The following is an 18,733-nucleotide window of genomic DNA, read 5'->3' as shown; positions in this document are numbered from 1 at the left end:
GGCCCTGGTCTCAGCCCGGCTGGGCACCGAGCCAGGTGGTCGCCTCCGCGCCGGCAGCCACGGCGGCCCCGAGCGCGCCAGCACGCCCCTCCCCCGCGGCCAGCGCGGCGGCGAGGGCCCCGGCGAACGCATCCCCGGCACCGGTCGTGTCCACGACCTCGACCCGTGGCGGCGTCGCCGAGTCCTCGCCCCAGCGTGCGCCCGCGGACCCGAGCGTGACGCAGAGCGAGACGGCGTCGTACTCCCGCGCCTCGTGCTCGTTGACCACCAGCGGGTCGGCGAGCGCGAGCAGGGACGGCGGCAGCGGTCGTACGGGCGAGGCGTTGAGCACGAGCCTCGTGCCCGCCTCCCCCGCGACCTCCGACACGGCGTCCACGGCGTCCTGGCCGATCTCGAGCTGCACCAGCACCACGTCGGCCCCGCGGATCGCGCCGGCGGCGTCGCGCACGTCGGCGGCCGTGAGTCGGGCGTTGGCGCCGGGGGCCACCACGATGGTGTTCTCTCCCCGGCCGTCCACGACGATGAGGGCCGTCCCGGTCGCCACGTCAGGCGTGGTCCTCAGATGGGTCACGTCGACTCCCGCCGCGGCCAGCGCGTCACGGTACGCCCGACCGTCGGCGTCGTCACCGACCCTGCCCACCAGGGCGACCGAGGCGCCCGCGCGGACGGCACCGATCGCCTGGTTGGCGCCCTTGCCGCCGCGGGCTCGGCGAAGATCCCCACCGAGGACGGTCTCGCCGGGCGAGGGATGGCGGCGGACCTCCGTGACGAGGTCCACGTTGAGCGATCCCACCACCGCGACCCGCGCTGACGTGCGCGACCGCGGGGCGGGATCCGGGCGGAGCTCCGCACGCGTCACCGTTGGACCGCCCGTGCCGTGTCGTCGCCGTGCGACGCCTGCGGGCCGGCGCAGATGGTGGTGAGGAACAGGTCACGTGTGGCCTCGTGGTCGACGTCGACCGCCACGTCGACCAGATGGCCGAGGGAGTCCACGCCGTGCACCGAGTCCTCGCCGAGCACGTAGCGCCGGTCGACGACCGTCTGCCCCCGGGTGAGGCCCGGCGCCAGTGCGACGTGGACCGGCCAGCGGCGAGTCGTGAGCAGGCCCGGGGACGCGACCGAGCAGACGGCACCGGCATCGCCCACCAGGCCGCCGTGCCCGACCCGGGGGTCGCTGCGGATCACCTCGTGCGAGTGGGCGAGCAGCCGTCCGGCCAGCGCGACGGCAGGGTCGGGGTCGTCGCGCAGCACCTCATACGTCTCCGCCTCGACGACGACCCGCGAGAAGACGTCCAGCCCGTAGAGCGTGACCGGAACCCCGGAGGCGAGGACGATCGCCGCCGCCTCCGGGTCGTGCCAGACGTTGAACTCGGCGACAGGCGTCGCGTTGCCCCCCTCTAGGGCTCCGCCCATCGCGACGATGCCTCGAAGGTTCTCCTTGACCTCCGGGTAGGCCCTCAGGAGCAGCGCCACGTTGGTCATCGGCGCCAGCGGGACGAGCGTCACCGGGTCGGGAGAGTCGAGGATCGTCATCCGCATCAGCTCCAGCGCCCCGCCCGCGAACGGCATCCGCGAGGAGGACGGGAGCCGTTGCCCCCCGAGCCCATCGGCGCCGTGGACGTGCCGGGCGTCGCGGGAGCCGCCGAGCAAGGGCTGCTCGGCTCCCCGCGCCACGGCCACGTCGGGCGCGTCCAGGGCGTCGAGGACCGCCAGCGAGTTCGTCACGACCTGGTCCACGTCGGTGTTGCCGGCGACGCAGGTGATCGCCCGCACGTCGATCGCAGGGTGCCGGACCGCGAACATCAGGGCCAGTGCGTCGTCGACGCCGGTGTCGACGTCCAGCACGACCGGGACGGGCGGCGTGGTGCTCGGCTCGAGCGGGGGGTTGCTCATGCCCACACCGTAGTCCCGGCGACATGTGCGCGATCCCACTTGGACGGGTCGCTCGACTTCGCTAACGTCGAAGGTTGGCGCGGAGCCGGCCGCTCCCCGGCCCGACCCCGCGCTCGACCACCGAACCACCCCCGAGATCAGGGGTACGAGACGTACGCGCATGTCGCGGGAAGGGATGTATGGCGGCCAAGAAGCCCGAGTTGGATGCCGAGGACGACAGCGGAGGTGTCCTTTCGGGAGTCTCCTCCAGCCAGGTCGTCGGGAGTGCCCTCGCCGCGATGACCGCGGCCGTGGCGGGCTCGTTGCTCGGCGTCGCCGGCACCCTCATCGGCGCGGCCGTCGGCTCCGTGGTGGCCACCATCGCCGGCACGATCTACACGAACTCCCTGCGCAAGAGCCGCCAGCTGGCCCAGGCCGCCCGGCTCACGAGCCTCGCGACGATGGCCAAGCGCGATGTCGGTGCGGGTGCCGGTGCCGGCGGTACGGCCGTGCTGCCTGTCCCCGAGGCGCTGGACGAGGTGGGCCAGCCCGGCGACGGTGGTGTCGAGGACACCGTCGACCCGGAGACCGCCGTCGACGCGCCGGACGACGGAGCCGAGGTGGAGGCCGACGGCACGGACACCGAGGCCGCCGACCCCGATGCCGCCTCCAAGCGACTGATCTCGTGGCGCGGAGTCGCGGCGGCCACGGTCGCGAGCCTGCTCCTCGCCCTCGGAGGCATCTTGGCGTACGAGGCGATCGTCGGGCACCCGATCGGAGACAGCGGCAAGTCGGGGACCACGTTCAGCAACGTCGGGACGACGTCGGACGACGGCAAGGACGGCGGCGGCGACAAGGACGGTGGCACCGACCCCTCCCCGTCGTCGACGCCGTCGACGACGGATTCCGACCCGGACGAGCCCGCCCCGACCGACGAGGTGACCCCGCCGGCCGAGGAGGCCGTCCCCCAGCAGCCCGGGCCGACGACCGAGCCCACTCCCGAGCCGTCGACACCCTCGACGGAGCCTGCCCCGCAGCCCGACAACCTCGACGAGGATCCGTCCCTCGGCCAGCCGTCGCCGGCTCCCGCTGCCGACGAGGCGACGCCCTCGTCGTTCGAGGGATGACCGCTGGTTGGATGGTCCGGTGACATTCAACTTCTCGGTCGGTGACCGCCTCGGCGAGACCGTCGACGGCGCCCAGGGCCGTACCGGCGTGATCTCGACACCGCACGGCGACATCCAGACACCGGCGTTCATCCCCGTGGGCACCAAGGCCACGGTCAAGGCGGTGCTGCCCGAGACGATGGGCGAGCTGGGGGCCCAGGCGCTGCTGGCCAACGCCTACCACCTCTATCTCCAGCCCGGCTCCGACATCGTCGACGAGGCTGGCGGGCTGGGTGCCTTCATGAACTGGCGCGGTCCGACGTTCACCGACTCGGGCGGCTTCCAGGTGCTGTCGCTGGGGGCCGGCTTCCGCAAGGTGCTGGCGATGGACACCACCGACCGTACGGCCGACGACGTCATCGCCGACGGCAAGGAACGGCTGGCCCACATCGACGACGAGGGCGTGACGTTCAAGAGCCACATCGACGGGTCCAAGCACCGGTTCACCCCCGAGGTGTCGATGCGGATCCAGCACCAGCTGGGTGCGGACATCATCTTCGCCTTCGACGAGTGCACGACCCTGATGAACACCCGCGGCTACCAGGAGCGCTCGGTCGACCGCACCCAGGCGTGGGCGGTCCGGTGCGTCGCCGAGCACGAGAAGCTGACCGCAGAGCGGGCCGGCAAGCCGTACCAGGCGTTGTTCGGCGTCGTCCAGGGCGCGCAGTACGAGGACCTCCGGCGGCGGTCGGCACGCGGCCTGGTGGAGCTCGGGTTCGACGGGTACGGCATCGGAGGCGCGCTCGAGAAGGAGCAGCTGGGCACGATCGTCGGCTGGGTCAGCGAGGAGCTTCCGGAGGACAAGCCGCGCCATCTGCTCGGCATCGGCGAGCCGGACGACCTCTTCACCGGGATCGAGAACGGTGCGGACACGTTCGACTGCGTGAGCCCCTCGCGGGTGGCGCGGTCGAGCCGGGTCTACACCCACGACGGTCAGCGCAACCTGGCGGTGGCGTCCTCGCGGCGGAGCTTTGCGCCGATCGACGCGGAGTGCGACTGCTACACGTGCGCGAACTACACCGAGGCGTACCTGCACCACCTGTTCAAGGCCAAGGAGTACAACGCCGGCACGCTGGTGACGATCCACAACGAGCGCTTCATCGTCCGGCTCGTCGACCGGATCCGCGCGTCGATCTCCGACGGCACCTACGCCGACCTCAAGGCGGACTTCCTCGGCCGCTACTACGCCTAGCCCGGCGGCCCTGGCCGCGCGCGGGCGGTGGTGGCCGGGTCAGCGCCAGTACGAGGGCTCGCGGGACTTCAGCCAGCGGATCACGAGCATCGTCACCGGCATGACGAGCAGCTCGACGCAGACCTTGTAGACGAACCCGATGACGGCGTAGTTCCAGAACTGGCCCCACGTCGTGATGCCGATGACCGACGCGGCGATCGCGCAGAAGATCAGCGTGTCGGCCAGCTCGCCGGCCCCGGTCGAGGTGGCGAGCCGCGCGAACAGCCCTCGCTCGGCGGTACGCGCCTTCATCCTGACCAGCACCACGCTGTTGAGCAGCTGGCCCACCACGTATCCCGCGAGACTCGCCAGCACGATCTGCGGAACGAACCCGAGGACGCTCTCGTACGCCCCCTGGTTCTCATAGAACGACGCTGCAGGCGCTTGCTGGACCACCCAGAACGTCACCGCCGCGACCACCGCCATCGCGAAGCCGGTGATGATCGCCCGGCGCGCCGCCCGGAACCCGTACACCTCGGAGATGACGTCGCCCAGGATGTAGGCGAGCGGGAACAGGAACGCACCGCCGTCGGTGATCACCGGCCAGAGCTGCAGGCCGCCGAGCGTCCAGCTCCCCGACCCGATCTCGATGCCCTTGGTCGCCACGATGTTGGAGACCACGAGGACGACGCAGAACGCCGCGAGGATGACGTCGAAGTGGGTCGACCCCCGCGAGGCATAGCGGACGACGCGGCGGTCGGTGTCCTCGGGCGCGCGGAAGGTCATGCGCGCGGCCTCACGCGAACGGCTGCCGGCGGTCGACGCGCAGCGACATCCGGCCGGCCCAGCGCCACAGCCGTGCGACGGCGTCGCGGTCCTCGTCGGTGACGAGGTTGCCCATCAGCCGCAGCGCGATGGTCATCAGTGCGTACGAGCGCATGCCGACGGGGCCGCCGTACGTCACCACGCCCGGGACGGTCAGGAGCCCCGCGAGTCGGCGCGCGATCGAGAACGCCTCGCCGTAGTGCTCGCGCAGGACCGCCGGCCACGCGGTCGCCAGGTCGGTGCCGGCGGCGAGCTCGTCGGCGACCAGCCGGCCGGTCTCGAGCCCGTAGTCGATCCCCTCGCCGTTGAGCGGGTTCACGCATCCGGCGGCATCGCCGATCAGCGCCCAGTTGGCACCGGCGACACCCGACACCGCGCCGCCCATCGGCAGCAGCGCCGACGTCGGGGCGCGCAGCTCGTCGGCCAGCTCCCACTCCGTACGGCGCAGGCGGGCGTAGTGCTCCATCAGCGGTCGCAGCTGGACGTTGGCGGGACGCTTGGAGGTGGCGAGGGTGCCGACGCCGAGGTTCACCTCGCCGTCGGCCAGCGGGAAGATCCAGCCGTAGCCGCTCAGGACCTCGCCCTGTTCGTCGCGCAGCTCGAGGTGGCTGGAGATCCACGGGTCGTCGCTGCGGTCGGACTTCACGTACGACCGCGCAGCGACGCCGTACGCGGTCTCGCGGTGCCACTCGCGGCCGAGCACGCGGCCCAGCGGGGAGCGGACGCCGTCGGCGACGACGAGGCGGTCGCACGCCACGTGGTGCGGGCCGTCGGTGGTCTTGAACACCACCTCCCGGACCCGGTCGCCGTCCCTGACCACGTCGACCGCGCGGGCGCCGTCGAGCGGGGTCGCGCCCGCGTCGAGGGCCGCGGCGCGGATGTGCGCGTCGAGCTCGGTGCGCGGGACCGCGGAGCCGTGGTCGGGCAGCGACCCACCCGGCCACGGGAGCATCAGCGTCTGGCCGAACCCGGAGGCACGGAGTCCGCGGTTGGTGCCGTGGCGACGGATCCAGGGGCCGAGGTCCAAACGGTCGAGCTCGGCGATCGCTCGCGGCGTCAGACCGTCGCCGCAGGTCTTGTCTCGCGGGAAGCGGGCGGCATCGGCCAGGACCACGTCGAGCCCGTGCCGCGCAGCCCACGCAGCCGCGGCAGAGCCGGCGGGACCGGCACCGACGACGAGGACGTCGGTACGGGTAGGAAGGTTGACGCTCACGCGCTCGATTGTGTCACCCTGCCGCAGCGCCGCGATCTTCCGGCGTGTCTGTGCCGCGCAGCACAATGGGTCGCATGCTCCTCGCCGACGTCGTCGCCACCTCTCGGGCCGTCGCCGCGACACGGTCGCGCCTGGCAAAGCGGACCGCGCTGGCCGACCTGCTGCGCGGGACACCACCGGAGGACCTCGAGGTCGTGGTGACCTACCTTGCGGGCGAGCTCCGCCAGCGCCGTACGGGGTTGGGCTGGGCGTCGTTGCGCGACCTGCCGCCGCCGGCCGAGGAGCCGAGCCTCACCGTGGCCGAGACCGACGCGACGTTCGCGGCGATGGCCGGGCTGTCGGGACCGGGGTCGCAGACGGCGCGTGCCGAGACCGCGCACGACTTGTTCGCGAGGGCGACCGCCGACGAGCAGCGCTTCCTCGCGGGACTCGTCTCCGGTGACGTCCGGCAGGGCGCCTTGGACTCCGTCGTCCTCGACGCGGTCGCGGAGGCCGCTGACGTGCCGGCTGCCGCGGTGCGGCGGGCCGCGATGCTGCAAGGGGCGAGCGCGCCGGTCGCCGTCGCCGCTCTGACGGGTGGCGCCGAGGCCCTGGCTGCCGTGATGCTCGAGCCGGGTCGCGCCGTACGCCCGATGCTGGCGTCCTCGGCGCCCGACGTGGCCGCCGCGCTCGACAAGGTCGGTCCCGCGCTACCGGCCTCGGTCGACACCAAGCTCGACGGCATCCGCATCCAGGTCCACCGGGTCGGCGACGACGTCCGTGTCTACACGCGCAGCCTCGACGACATCACCGAGCGGGTGCCTCAGATCGCCGAGACCGTGCGCGGGCTCGCCGCCGACCCCCTCGTCCTCGACGGTGAGGCACTCATCGTCGAGCGCGACGGGCGGCCCGCTCCCTTCCAGGACATCGCCTCGCTCGGAGCGACCCACCCCCGTGACACCGCACCCGACCTGCGCTCCGGCGAGGACGTCCACGTGCTGTCCCCGGTGTTCTTCGACGTGCTGCACGCCGACGGCGACGACCTGCTCGACCGCCCGTTGCGTGAGCGGCTCGAGGTGCTGGAGCGGATCGCGCCCGGGCTCGGCGTCCCCCGTCTCCAGACCTCTGACGCCGAGGAGGCGCAGGAGTTCTTCGCCGAGGCCGTGCGCTCCGGCTACGAGGGGGTAGTCGTGAAGTCGCTCGACGCCCCGTACGACGCGGGCCGGCGCGGCGCGGCCTGGGTCAAGGTCAAGCCCCGCCACACCCTCGACCTCGTCGTGCTCGCGGTCGAGTGGGGGTCGGGGCGCCGCAAGGGCTGGCTGAGCAACATCCACCTCGGCGCGCGCGACCCCGAGGGTGGGTTCGTGATGCTCGGCAAGACGTTCAAGGGGATGACGGACGAGATGCTCGCGTGGCAGACCGAGCGGTTCACCGAGCTGGCCGAAGGACCGACCGACCGCCACGTCGTCCCGCTGCGACCGGAGCAGGTCGTCGAGATCGCCTTCGACGGCGTGCAGCGATCGCCGCGCTATCCCGGCGGTGTGGCGCTGCGGTTCGCACGCGTGCTGCGCTACCGCGACGACAAGACACCCGACGAGGCGGACACGATCGACGCCGTACGCGCGCTGGGCTGACGGGACGGAGACACCAGGTGACGGCACGGTCCCGGACGGCGCGCGAGGCCGACATCGAAGATCTCGCGATGGCGCTCCCCCGCGCCGAGAAGGTGCCCGGGTGGGGCGGGCTCCCCCGCTATCAGGTGAGCAAGAAGTTCTTCGTCGGCTACCGTTCCTCGCGTCCGGACGCCGTCGACGCCGCGACGGGCGAGCGGCTGACCGACGTGCTGGTCTTCAGGGTGCCCGACGAGAGCGACAAGCTCGCCCTGGTCCACGGTGACGGGCCGTGGTTCACGACCGACCACTTCAACGGGCACAGCTCCGTGCTGCTCCGGCTGGCGCACCTCGGCCAGCTCACCCGAGCCGAGCTCGCCGAGGTGATCGAGGACGCGTGGCGGTCACAAGCGCCGAAGAGCGTCGTCGCGCGTTGGCAGGGAACCCGCACCGACTGACCAAACGATCACTCCAGTGGGCAGACGGGAACGGTGTTCCAGCGCTACAGTCCGGCCGTGGACCTCGACCTCGAGACGCGACAGGCCCTGCAGCGTTTGGTGTGGACTCTCCTGACACCGCTTGCCGCGAGCGTGTCCGCGGTGGCGTGTGGAGGCAGCGCACCCCACGAAGGTCAGCCATGACGGCTGAGGAGGAGGTCCGCAGCGCGTTCGCTGCGCGCATCATCGGCATCGCCCTGGCCTGCGTCCTCGTGGCCGGTGCCACCGTCTACTGGGCCGTCGACCCATTCCGCGCCCAAAGCGGCCTGCGCGACCTGCGCCACGCGCGCGACCTCGTGTCCACGCAGGAACCCCAGAGAGCCGTCGTCGTCGACAGCGAAGACGTGCCCGCGAAGGAGTACGAGGATCTCGGCTGGGGCATTGCCGTCGTACGACTGCCCGACGGCTCGTATGCCGACCTCTGGACGATGGACGTCGGCTTCGCCGTCTTCTTCGGCGCGCCGGAGGAAGGCGAGCGCCTGACCGTCCTGGTCGACCCCAAAGACCCGACGTGGGCCGCGAGCGTCGCGGACGCGGACGCTTCGGCGCTCTCGCAGGCGCGCTACCTGTTCGTCAGCTTCTTCCTGCGGCTCGGGCTCGTCCTCCTGGTCGCGCGCGTGCTCCTCACCTGGGGGGCACGGATCCCGTTCCGTGCGTACCGCGCGCTGCGACGCCCTCGCGACCACGTCCGTGCAGAAGTGGTCGCGGTCATGTCGAGGGCCCGGCGAGACGAGGAGCGCGTCACCCTGCGCATCCGCGTGGGCGATGACGACTACAGCTGGGACGCGACTCTCCCGCCAGGATGCGTCCCCTACGTCGGCGGCTTCCTCGAGCTGCGCGGCGACGTGCGCGACGGCGGCTGGGTGATGGCGGGCGACCCGGACCACGGCTTCGCGTACCCGCGGACCACGCTCCGCAAGTGGGGCGCAGCGCCGTCAACCCGCTCGTGGCACCCCGCAGTCTGACTCACTCCCCCGGCGCGCCCGAGCGCGCCCTCACCGCGGCCTCCGTGCGACTCGCCACCCCGAGCTTGCGCAAGATCGCCGACACGTGCACCGACGCCGTCTTGCGGCTGATGAAGAGCCGCTCGCCGATCTCGCCGTTCGACAGCCCTTCGGCCACCAGCGCCAGCACCTGCCGCTCGCGCTCCGTGAGCTCGTCGGGGTCCCCGCGCCTACCGACCGCATCCAGCCCTCCGCTCTCGAGCACGGCCTCCGCCCGCTGCACCACGAGCCCGGCGCCGATCGCGCTCCCTGCCGCGACGGCCTCCGTCAGACGCTCCCGCGCGCCCGCGCGGTCCCCCTCAGCCAGCAACGCCTCTCCGTCGCGCAGCAAGGCGTACGGGCGCAGGTGGGCGGGACCCGGCGCGTCGGCCACCGCCGACCACGGTCCCTCACCGAGCTCGGCGGCGACGGCACCACCCCATGCGGCGAAGGTCGGCCAGGACGCGCACTCCTCGGCGATCGCGCGGTACGGCGCGACGTCGGGCGCCGCGCCCACGTCCTCACGGCGGAGCACGGCGATCGCTCGCGCCGCGACCGCGACGACCGGAAGCTCGTCACCCGGGCTCCGGTCCTGACCTTGACGCAGCAGGATGTCGGAGGCGAGCCGCAAGGCCTCGTCCGGGTCACCCCGCAGCAGCGCCATCTCCCCCAGCGTCGCGGTGACCCGCGTCCGGACCTGCTGCTCGAGCCTCCCGAACCGCTCCCACCCGGCGAGCTTGGCCCGCGCGATCGCCTCGGACGCGTCCAGCTCGCCCCGCCACATCTGGAGCCACGCCCAGCGCTCGCGCAGATACATCGCGAACATGCTGTCCGACACGAGCGGGATCGCCCGCTCGTACCAGGCTGCGGCCTCGTCCCACCGACCCAGACCGATCATCGCCTCGGCGGCGTTGCCCTCGAGCATCGCATCGGTGCTCCACCCGGACCCGAGCGCGCGCGAGCGCCGCGCCCCCTCCGAGGCGAGACCGAGCGCGATCTCGAACTCGCCTCGCAGGAGGTGGCAGTGGGAGGCGTTGACGTAGTAGCGCGACAACGCCCTCCAGTCGTCGACGGCGAAGTCACGAGCGCGTTCGAGGTCGTCCAGACCGCCCACGTCCCCGAGCGACACACGGGAGACGCCGCGCATGTTGAGCGCCAGCGACGCGCTGGACGTCGCCCCCGCTGCCGTCGCCGTCTCGAAGCACTCGGTCGCGCTCGCGATCGCCTCGCGGGAGCGGCCGTCGAGCATCCCGTCTCGCGTCTTCGTGACGAGGAGCAGCGCGCGCACCTCGTCGTTCTCGCCCGGACCCACGAGGGCGAGCGCCCGCTCGAGGAACGCGCGCCCCTCGGTGCTGCCGGCCTGCGCGGCGATCACCGCCGCGTTGTCCAGCGCCCGGGCCAGGCCGTCCGTGTCGTCGGGGGGCCATTCGGCGAGGGCCTGCTGGCACAGCGCGAGCGCACGGTCGAGCCGGGTCGTCGACCGCACGGAATCGGCGACGCCGATCACGAGCTGGTGATGGGAGACGCCGGCGGCCTCCTCGGCGTCCGGGACCATCTCCCAGAGGTCGAGCGCGCGCTCGCCCAGGGTCGCGGCGGTCGTCCAGGAGCCCGCACGGTCTCCTGCCTCCTGGCCCCGGACGGCGGCCGCCAGCGCACGGTCGGGCACCCGCGCGCGCCACCAGTGCTCCGCGATCTCGGACAGGCGCGCGACGGTCGTCGGATACGACTCGAGAGCGTTCGCGTACGCCGAGTGCAGGCGGCGACGCTCACCGGGAAGGAGCTCGGAGAGCACCGCCTCCTGGACCAGCGCGTGCCGGAAGGCGTAGCCGTCCTCGTCGCCCTCGAGCACCGCGGCTGCCACGGCCTCGCGGGCGGCGCCCTCGGCCGCAACCACGGCATCAGGCCCGAGGGCGTCGGAGAGAAGGTCGTAGGAGGCGCGCGGGCCGGCCGCGGCCACCTGCCGGCAGAACTCCTGCGCAGCCGGTGACAGCCGCGAGTAGCGCAGGAGCAGCAGGTCGCGCAGCGAGTCGGGGAGGTCGGTGCCGAGGAAGCCGACGAGCTCCTCGACATAGAAGGGGACGCCCTCGCTGCGGTCGATGAGGTCGGCAAGGCCGGGCCCGACGTCGTCGTCTCCGAGCAGCGCCGCGGCGAGCTGGGCGATCTCGCCCTCGTCGAGGCGCGGGACGGCGAGCCGGGTGACGAGTCGTGCGCGCTCGAGCTCGGCCAGCATCGACCGCAAAGGGTGCCCCCGGCCCACGTCGTCGCTGCGGTAGCTCGCCACGAGCAGCAAGGCACTCCCCTGCGGCAGCCGTGCGAGACGGTCGACCGTCGCCCGGGTGGCGTCGTCGGCCCAGTGGAGGTCCTCGACGACCACGACGAGCGGCTGGCGCTGCGCCACCGAGGCCAGCAGCCCCGCCACGACCTCCGGCAGCCGCCCAGGGCTCGCCTGCACGCGCACGTCGATCAGCCGCGGCGCCACCAGCCCGAGCGCGTCCGCGCTCGGCCCGGCCTCGTCGAGCGTCCGGTCGGCGCCGAGCGCACCGACGACGTCGCGGACCAGGCCCTCGAGCGCCGCGTACGGCAGCGGTCCGGAGCCTGAGTCGGCACACGCACCGGACACGACGAGCGTGTCGCCGCTCTCGCGCAGCTCGGAGACGAGCTCACGGAGCAGCCGGCTCTTGCCGATGCCGGCCTCCCCGGCGACGAGGACCGAGCGGGCGGCGCCCCGGCGCGCCTCCGCGTGCGCCTCACGCAGAACGGCGAGCTCTGGGGCGCGGCCGACCAACGGTGCACGGACGTGAGCCATGGCCTCATCGTGCCGTACGCCGCGGTCAGACCGGCCTACTCCGCTCGCCTCCCTATGTGGCTTCGGAGTCCCCCGTCGCGACCGGCCGGGACGGGTCGCTCACCCACTCGCTCCAGGAGCCGGGATAGAGCGCCGCGTCGACGCCCACGCGCCGCAGCGCGAGCACCTCGTGCGCCGCGGTGACGCCCGATCCGCAATAGACGGCGACCTCGTGCCCTGGCACGACACCGAGGTCCACGAACCGGTCCGCGAGCACCTCTGCCGGGCGCCAGCGTCCTGCGGCGTCGACGTTGTCGAAGGTCGGCGCGCTCACCGCTCCCGGGATGTGGCCCGCGACGGGATCGACCGGCTCGACCTCTCCGAGGTAGCGAGGCGTCACGCGGGCGTCGAGGAGCACGCCCTCCCTCCCGACCCGCGCAGCGCCGTCGGCATCCACGACGGGAAGGTGCCCAGGATCTGCGGCGAAGTCCCCCGGCTCGGGTGTCGGGGTCTCCGTGGAGACCGCCATCCCCGCCGCCTCCCACGCCGCGAACCCGCCGTCGAGCAGCCGTACGTCGCGGTGGCCGTGATAGGTGAGCAGCCACCACGCCCGGGCGGCGGAGGTGCCGTCGTCCGCGTCGTACACGACCACGGGAGCGCCCGCCCGTACCCCGTGCGCCCGCATCGCTGCCGCGAACCTGTCGGCGTCCGGCAGCGGGTGACGCCCGCGGCGGCCGTCGCCCGGCGGGTCCGCGAGCTCGGTGGCCATGTCCACGTACGAGGCTCCGGGCACGTGACCGGCCTCGTAGGCGGCCCGGCCGGCGCTGCCGCCCAGGACGTAGCGCACGTCCAGCAGGGTCACCCCTCCCCGGCGCAGCATGGTGTCGAGCTCACCCACTGTGAGCAGGGGCTCCCGGAGCGGATCGGCTCGGTCGTCGGACGAGGGCTCGGCGGAGGAATGATCGACCATGGCGACACGGTAGCCTCGTGCCTCGTGGCGAGCCTCCTCTTCTTCACCGGGACGATGGACAACGGCAAGTCGACCCTGGCGCTCCAGACCAATCACAACCACGCGGCCCGGGGACGCGTCGGCCGGATCTTCACCAGTCAGGACCGTGCCGGCGACGGCCGCCTATCGAGCCGCCTCGGACTCTCCACCGACGCGATCGAGGTGGACCCCGACTTCGACTTCTGGGACTACGTCGTCCGGTCGCTGACCGGTGGTGGGCGGATCGACTACCTCATCTGTGACGAGGCGCAGTTCTACACGACCGCCCAGGTCGAGGCGCTGGCGCGGATCACCGACGAGCTGCAGATCGACGTGTTCGCCTTCGGCATCCTGACCGACTTCCGGACCCGCATGTTCGAGGGCTCGGTGCGCCTGGTGGAGCTGGCCGACCGGATCCAGCCCCTCCAGGTCGAGGCGCTCTGCTGGTGCGGCAAGCGGGCGACCCACAACGCCCGCACGGTGAACGGTGTGATGGTCACCGAGGGTGACCAGATCGTCATCGGCGACGTCGACGAGCCCGGCTTCCCCACCCCGCAGGTCGGGTACGAGGTGCTGTGCCGCCAGCACCACCGGCGTCGCATGACGACGGCGCGGGCCCGTGCGGTCACGACGCTCAACGACCCGCTGCCGTTCAACGGCTGAGGCTCACCGCTCGACGGCGAGCAGCCGGAACACCTCGACCGCCTCGCTCTTGCCCTTGAGCTCCAGGGCACCGAGGGGCTCGGTGACGACCCCGGAGAGCAGCTCGAGGGTCGCCGCGCTCACCGCGACGCCGCCCGCGGGCGCCTTCCCCTCGATCCGGGACGCGGTGTTGACCGTGTCGCCGATGACGGTGTGCGTACGTCCTCCTGCGGTGCCGAGCACGCTCACCGAGACCGGACCCGAGTTGATCCCCACCCGGAACCTCGGCCATCCGGGATGCTCGCGGACAACGGCCTCGGTCGCCTCCTGGAGCGCCAGGCCGGCGAGGGCCGCGCGACGGGCATGGTCGGGCTGGTCTCCTCGCCGGTTGAAGGTGACCATGAGCGCGTCGCCGATGATGCGGTCGACGTCTCCCCCGTAGCGCCCGACCACCGGCGGCACCGCCACCTCGAAGAACGTGTTGAGCATCTGCGTGACCTCCTGGGGCGCGTGGGCCTCGGAGAATGTCGTGAAACCCTGGAGGTCGGCGAACAGGATGCTCATGTCCCGTCGTCCCTGGGTCGTCTCGTCGAGATAGAGAGCGGCGAACCGCTCCTCGTGCCACTGGCGCCGGGCCGTGAGGGCGACGAGCAGCACGGCCGCGAGCACCAGGAGGTGCCACTCCCACCACGACAGGTGCCAGCTCCGGGAGAAGGCCACGGCGACCGACGCCTCCGCCAGCAGCAGGAACGCCGAGGCGACGGCGAGCGGCAGCGCGTTCCGGCGACGCCTCCAGATCCTCAGATAGCGCCACGCGGCGACGCTGTGCCCGACGATCGCCGCGCCCGCGATCGCGGACAGCATGCCGTCGACCTCCTCGGGCACGGGACCGGCGTCGAACGGCCAGATCTCTGTCAGCGACAGGACCGCCCACCCGACGACGACCGCGGCGACCACCGCCCGGATCACCCCGGCCCGCTGGACGAGGGGGACGTCACGCTCGCCGCCGAGGTCGCTGCCGGACCACACCGCGAACACCGCACCCAGCGCCAGGCCCACGGGCGTCGCGAGCACGAAGCCCGCGTTGGGAGTGGTGAGGAGGACGCCCGGCGTCGCCAGCGCGTGCAGCCCCAGGAACAGTGCGGTGACCAGGAAGGCGTACGAGGCGAGCAGCACGCGGGCGTCACCGCGCTGGAGGGCTGCGGCTCCCATCGCGTACGCCAGGACGGCGCCGATCACCGCGGCCGACAGGACCAGCCAGAAGTGAGCGGGATGGTCCTCCCAGGCGATGTCGATCTCGGGTTGCCACATCAACAGGGCGAGACCGAGCAACGGCAGCGCGAGGCACACGCCCAGACCGATCGCGCCGGTCCGCCCACCCGGGGACGGGCGGCCGCTCGGCGCCGCGCGGTGGCCCTCAGGCATCGCCCTCGGCCAGACACTCGTGAACCTGCGAGACCACGACCGACCCCTCGCCCACCGCGGAGGCGACACGCTTGACCGATCCCGAGCGCAGGTCACCGACGGCGAACACGCCCGGGAGCGTCGACTCGTTCGGCCGTGGCGGCCGGTCCCGCGGCCAGGTGCCGTCGGTCACCGCGTCCATCCCGGCGAGCAGGAAGCCGCGGACGTCCCGGCGCACCTCCTCGGGCAGCCAGTCGGTCCGTGGCTGGGCACCGATCATCAGGAACAGTCCGTCGCACCGCTCCTTGTGCTCGGCGCCGCTGGAGCGGTCGCGGAGCACGACATGCTCGAGCCAGCCCTCACCACCGCCGCCGACGACCTCCGTCCCGGTCAGGACGGTGATGTTGTCCGCAGCGGCGATCGCGTCGACGAGGTACTGCGACATCCCCGCCTCGAGCGACGCGGCCCGAATCACCAGGCTCACGTGGGCGCAGTAGCGCGCGAGGTGGAGCACCGCCTGACCGGCGGAGTTGCCACCGCCGACGACGACCGCCCGCCGCCCGGTCATCGCGTGCGCCTCGGAGACGCTCGCCCCGTAGAACACCCCGGCACCGCTGAGCGTCTCCAGCTCCGGCACTCCGAGGCGGCGGTACGAGACGCCGGTCGCCAGCACCACCGCCCGCGCCGTCACCGTGCCCACGTCGGCGATGTCGAGCTCGAAGCCGCCGCCCTCGGCCAGGCGCCGCAGCGCGACGACCTCACGCATCAGGAGGACGTGCGCCCCGAAGACCCAGGCCTGCTGGTAGCCCCGCTGGGCCAGCTCGGCCCCGCTGATGCCGCGCGAGAAGCCGAGATAGTTGCGGATCAGCGAGCTCGATCCGGCCTGCCCACCGATCGCCTCGCGCTCCACGACCAGGGTGCGCAGGCCCTCGGACGACCCGTAGACGCCTGCGGCGAGTCCGGCCGGGCCCGCACCGACGACGACCATGTCGAACGAGCGGTCGCCCGCCTCCTGACCCAGCGACGTCGGGACGCCCCAGGCCTCGGCGATCTCGACGTCGCTGGGATCACGAAGGACCGTGCCGCCGAGGGCCGGCATCGTCACGAGCACGTCCACGCCGGTGAGGTCGTGCCCCCGGTCGCGGACGGCCCGCTCGGCGTCGTCGGCCAGCGCTGTGCCGCGCTCCCGGAAGGCGTGTGGGATGCCGTTGCGTACCAGCAGGCTGCGGACCCCGGCGGCCCGCGCCGACTCGCGTCCGGCCACGACGACCACCTCGCGCAGGGTGGTCGCGTCGCTGCGGGACCACTCCTGGACGAACTCGGCGACGGTCCGGTGGAAGAGCTCGTCGCGTGACGTCCACGGTTTGAGCACGTAGTAGCTGACGCCACCGACCGCCACCGCCGACAAGATGGTGCGCGCGGCCTCCCTGCTCGCCCAGGCGCCCCACGGCACCAGCATCGCCCGCCGTGCGTCCGGGTGGAGCCGTCGGGCGGCGTCGAGGACGTCACGGCGGTCGTCCGGGTCCAGCGCGTGGTCGACGAGGACCACCGCGACGGCGGCCGAGCGGGCGTGCGCGCGCTCCAGGGTGCGGACGGCCTCGTCCGCGGTCAGCTCACCGCGGATACGGAAGTCGCTCCCGAAGGCACGCGTGAGCTCGCCTTCGACGCGTTCGAGGAGAGCCGGGTCGCGGTCGACGGCGAGCAGCAGCGGACGCGCGGAGTCCCCCGCGCGGGCATGGGCCATGAGCGCACGCTATCCAGGGCGCAGTCCGCCGACCACGTCCTTTGCAGTCTCCGCTCAGACGTCGACGAGCAACGGCACGCGCATCTCGGCCGGGGTCACCGACCCGTGGAAGCCGGCCATGCGGAGCTCGATCCCGAAGTGACGCGACGAGAACACGCCGAAGTCACCGAGCGAGGCCACCACGACGTCGCCGATCCGGGGACGGACGGCGTCGTCGATCGAGCCGAACCAACCGGCGGCCTCGGCCTCGTCCCTGGTGAGGACCAGAGCCTGCTCTCCGACGCGGTCGCGCCAACGACCGGCGACCTCGTGCTCGGCACCGGACCGCGTGTAGAGGTGGCGGAACCGCGCCTCACCGGCGAAGACCGTCACGTCGGTCAGCAGCTGGGGCTCCGCCTCGACGTCGAACCGTCCGGCGCGCGGGAGGTCGAGCATCCCGTGGTCGGCGGTGACGAGCATCGCCGTCCCCGACCCGAGCTCGGCACGCAGGTCGGCGAGGTCGTGGTCGATGCCGCGCAGGCGGTCACGCCACTCCGGGGAGGTGCAGCCCTTCTCGTGGCCGGTGTGGTCGAGCGTCGACTCGTACGTGTAGACCAGCGACCCCGGCGTCGCCTCGGAGGCCTCCACGACCACGTCGAGGCGCTCGTACACCGAGCCGAACGGGTGGAACGGCACCCCGCCCTGGCTGCACACGGTCAACCCGCTGCCCTCGAACTCGGCCTTGTTGACCGTCGACGTCGGGATGCCGGCGGCGTCGATGCGCTCGAACATCGTCGGGTACGGCTGCCACTGCGAGGGGTCGACCTGAGGGTCCCAGCGCAGCGAGTTCATGACGCGGTCGGTGCCGGGGATCCGGCTCGTGTAGCCGACGACGCCGTGGCGCCCGGGCGGCAGCCCGGTGCCCAGCGACGTGAGGCTCGTGGCGGTGGTCGACGGCAGACCACTGAGCAGCGGCTCACGGTCGAGGAGACCCGCGAGGTACGGGGCCGCATCAGCGTGCTCGGCGAGCAGGTCGTAGCCGAGCCCGTCGACGAGCACGACCACGTAGCGCTCGGCGGGGGGCAGCCCGAGGGTGTCGGTCCAGCTGGGGACGCCCATCGCCGCCGCGACGCTCGGGAGCACCGAGGTCAGAGCACGGGCGTCGTAGTCGACGGCTGGAAGCACCGTCCCGGCAGCCGTCACCGCGGACGGCTCGTCGCCGCCGACAGCTCACGGGTGAAGGCGAGCAGACGCTGCACGGCGGCACCGCCGTCGGCGGCCGCGCTGACGCGCAGCGAGAAGTCGTCGGCAGTCGCCGAGCCGGTGTATCCGTGGTCGGCCTCGCAGTCGGGGTCGGAGCAGGCGGCCGGCTCCAGGTCGAGACGCCGTACTGCGCCCCAGCCGATCGTCAGGACGGCCTCGGCAGGGTCGTTGGACCGGTCCGAGGTGACGGCGGTGGCCGTCGGAACGGTGCGGGTGACCACGACCGAGTCGACGGCGCGCAGCGGCACCGCCTCGGTCGTCGTCGAGGTGTAGGGCTCCGGCAGCACGTCGTCGGCCGGGTGCTCGTCGGTGTGGGCCAGGACCAGGCGTGTGGGCGTCAGGGTCAGCACCGTCATGTGGCGGCGCACCTCGTCACCGTCGAACGTGGGCTCGTGGTGGAGCACGTACGCGAGGACGGGCTCGCCCGCGAGCGCATCGGCGATCCCGGCGGCCACCACCTGCGGGTAGTAGCCGGTGGTCTCGATGTCGGCGCTCAGCGTGGCGGTGCGGTCGCCCGGCTGGTCCGAGGTCTCGGTCTCGGGCCGCTGCGGCAACGGATGTCGGTTGGCCATGTCTACCAGTCTCCCACTGTCACGGAAGTCACGTCGGCCC

The 18,733-nt window shown here is 72.8% G+C and carries 16 protein-coding genes; 6 read left to right on the top strand and 10 right to left on the bottom strand.

Annotated elements, in window-relative coordinates; genetic code table 11:
• Positions 1–10 precede the first annotated feature (10 nt).
• Positions 11–796 carry a ribokinase gene (locus tag KV102_RS18050; protein ID WP_308290373.1) on the bottom strand — a complete coding sequence of 262 codons (786 nt, stop codon included), beginning with the start codon at positions 794–796 and terminating at the stop codon, positions 11–13.
• A 59-nt stretch (positions 797–855) separates the two neighbouring features.
• Positions 856–1,893, bottom strand: a complete 1,038-nt coding sequence (locus KV102_RS18045) for a nucleoside hydrolase (protein WP_220347103.1) — start codon at positions 1,891–1,893, stop codon at positions 856–858.
• A 179-nt stretch (positions 1,894–2,072) separates the two neighbouring features.
• Between KV102_RS18045 and KV102_RS18040 the strand changes: the two genes are divergently transcribed.
• Together KV102_RS18040 and tgt are read left to right on the top strand one after the other, a co-directional pair.
• Complete coding sequence (locus tag KV102_RS18040) at positions 2,073–2,999, top strand: hypothetical protein (protein ID WP_220347102.1); 927 nt, start codon at positions 2,073–2,075, stop codon at positions 2,997–2,999.
• Positions 3,000–3,018: 19 nt separating this feature from the next.
• The gene (gene tgt, locus KV102_RS18035; RefSeq protein ID WP_220347101.1) at positions 3,019–4,230 is read left to right on the top strand and encodes a tRNA guanosine(34) transglycosylase Tgt; all 1,212 of its coding nucleotides are present in this window, start codon (positions 3,019–3,021) and stop codon (positions 4,228–4,230) included.
• A 39-nt stretch (positions 4,231–4,269) separates the two neighbouring features.
• Here tgt and KV102_RS18030 read toward each other — a convergent pair whose 3' ends face one another.
• Positions 4,270–4,995 carry a queuosine precursor transporter gene (locus KV102_RS18030; RefSeq protein WP_220347100.1) on the bottom strand — a complete coding sequence of 242 codons (726 nt, stop codon included), beginning with the start codon at positions 4,993–4,995 and terminating at the stop codon, positions 4,270–4,272.
• Between the two features lie 10 nt (positions 4,996–5,005).
• The gene (locus tag KV102_RS18025; protein WP_220347099.1) at positions 5,006–6,247 is read right to left on the bottom strand and encodes a geranylgeranyl reductase family protein; all 1,242 of its coding nucleotides are present in this window, start codon (positions 6,245–6,247) and stop codon (positions 5,006–5,008) included.
• A gap of 74 nt (positions 6,248–6,321) precedes the next feature.
• Here KV102_RS18025 and KV102_RS18020 point away from each other — a divergent pair, with 74 nt between their 5' ends.
• The 3 genes from KV102_RS18020 to KV102_RS18010 all read left to right on the top strand — a co-directional run bounded on the left by KV102_RS18020 (position 6,322) and on the right by KV102_RS18010 (position 9,298).
• Entirely contained in the window at positions 6,322–7,860 is a 1,539-nt protein-coding gene (locus tag KV102_RS18020) for an ATP-dependent DNA ligase (RefSeq protein ID WP_220347098.1), read from the top strand.
• Positions 7,861–7,877: 17 nt separating this feature from the next.
• Complete coding sequence (locus KV102_RS18015) at positions 7,878–8,294, top strand: MmcQ/YjbR family DNA-binding protein (RefSeq protein ID WP_220347097.1); 417 nt, start codon at positions 7,878–7,880, stop codon at positions 8,292–8,294.
• 179 nt (positions 8,295–8,473) lie between these two features.
• Entirely contained in the window at positions 8,474–9,298 is an 825-nt protein-coding gene (locus KV102_RS18010) for a hypothetical protein (protein WP_220347096.1), read from the top strand.
• Position 9,299: 1 nt separating this feature from the next.
• Here KV102_RS18010 and KV102_RS19410 read toward each other — a convergent pair whose 3' ends face one another.
• On the bottom strand, positions 9,300–12,122 hold the full coding sequence (locus tag KV102_RS19410) for a helix-turn-helix transcriptional regulator (protein ID WP_220347095.1): 2,823 nt from the start codon (positions 12,120–12,122) through the stop codon (positions 9,300–9,302).
• Between the two features lie 52 nt (positions 12,123–12,174).
• Positions 12,175–13,071, bottom strand: a complete 897-nt coding sequence (locus tag KV102_RS18000; protein ID WP_220347094.1) for a sulfurtransferase — start codon at positions 13,069–13,071, stop codon at positions 12,175–12,177.
• A 24-nt stretch (positions 13,072–13,095) separates the two neighbouring features.
• Between KV102_RS18000 and KV102_RS17995 the strand changes: the two genes are divergently transcribed.
• Positions 13,096–13,752 carry a thymidine kinase gene (locus KV102_RS17995; protein WP_301022708.1) on the top strand — a complete coding sequence of 219 codons (657 nt, stop codon included), beginning with the start codon at positions 13,096–13,098 and terminating at the stop codon, positions 13,750–13,752.
• 3 nt (positions 13,753–13,755) lie between these two features.
• Here the strand turns inward: KV102_RS17995 and KV102_RS17990 are convergent, their stop codons facing one another.
• From KV102_RS17990 to KV102_RS17975, 4 genes are read right to left on the bottom strand one after another with little or no spacing between them, the layout of a single operon-like run.
• Positions 13,756–15,156 (bottom strand): adenylate/guanylate cyclase domain-containing protein, encoded by a 1,401-nt coding sequence (locus tag KV102_RS17990; RefSeq protein WP_220347093.1) that lies wholly within the window; start codon positions 15,154–15,156, stop codon positions 13,756–13,758.
• Positions 15,149–16,879 (bottom strand): FAD-dependent oxidoreductase, encoded by a 1,731-nt coding sequence (locus tag KV102_RS17985; protein ID WP_220347092.1) that lies wholly within the window; start codon positions 16,877–16,879, stop codon positions 15,149–15,151. Before KV102_RS17985 ends, KV102_RS17990 begins: the two co-directional genes overlap by 8 nt.
• 54 nt (positions 16,880–16,933) lie before the next feature.
• Positions 16,934–18,061: an alkaline phosphatase family protein gene (locus KV102_RS17980; RefSeq protein ID WP_301022680.1), complete on the bottom strand. Its 1,128-nt coding sequence runs from the start codon at positions 18,059–18,061 to the stop codon at positions 16,934–16,936.
• Entirely contained in the window at positions 18,058–18,693 is a 636-nt protein-coding gene (locus KV102_RS17975; RefSeq protein ID WP_220344468.1) for a DUF5998 family protein, read from the bottom strand. The genes KV102_RS17980 and KV102_RS17975 overlap by 4 nt, the downstream gene beginning before the upstream one ends.
• Positions 18,694–18,733: the final 40 nt, after the last annotated feature.

Origin of the sequence: Mumia sp. zg.B53 (assembly GCF_019550935.1) — a bacterium.
GTDB lineage: Bacteria > Actinomycetota > Actinomycetes > Propionibacteriales > Nocardioidaceae > Mumia.
The sequence above is the reverse complement of the archived record's forward strand: the minus strand, read 5'-3'. Positions and strand labels throughout refer to the sequence as shown.

Excerpts from the sequence above, each read along its gene's own strand:
- KV102_RS18045 (WP_220347103.1), bottom strand. The coding sequence starts at position 1,893 with ATGAGCAACCCCCCGCTCGAGCCGAGCACCACGCCGCCCGTCCCGGTC.
- KV102_RS18040 (WP_220347102.1), top strand. The coding sequence starts at position 2,073 with ATGGCGGCCAAGAAGCCCGAGTTGGATGCCGAGGACGACAGCGGAGGT.
- KV102_RS18030 (WP_220347100.1), bottom strand. The coding sequence starts at position 4,995 with ATGACCTTCCGCGCGCCCGAGGACACCGACCGCCGCGTCGTCCGCTAT.
- KV102_RS18020 (WP_220347098.1), top strand. The coding sequence starts at position 6,322 with ATGCTCCTCGCCGACGTCGTCGCCACCTCTCGGGCCGTCGCCGCGACA.
- KV102_RS18010 (WP_220347096.1), top strand. The coding sequence starts at position 8,474 with ATGACGGCTGAGGAGGAGGTCCGCAGCGCGTTCGCTGCGCGCATCATC.
- KV102_RS19410 (WP_220347095.1), bottom strand. The coding sequence starts at position 12,122 with ATGGCTCACGTCCGTGCACCGTTGGTCGGCCGCGCCCCAGAGCTCGCC.
- KV102_RS18000 (WP_220347094.1), bottom strand. The coding sequence starts at position 13,071 with ATGGTCGATCATTCCTCCGCCGAGCCCTCGTCCGACGACCGAGCCGAT.
- KV102_RS17990 (WP_220347093.1), bottom strand. The coding sequence starts at position 15,156 with ATGCCTGAGGGCCACCGCGCGGCGCCGAGCGGCCGCCCGTCCCCGGGT.
- KV102_RS17985 (WP_220347092.1), bottom strand. The coding sequence starts at position 16,879 with ATGGCCCATGCCCGCGCGGGGGACTCCGCGCGTCCGCTGCTGCTCGCC.
- KV102_RS17975 (WP_220344468.1), bottom strand. The coding sequence starts at position 18,693 with ATGGCCAACCGACATCCGTTGCCGCAGCGGCCCGAGACCGAGACCTCG.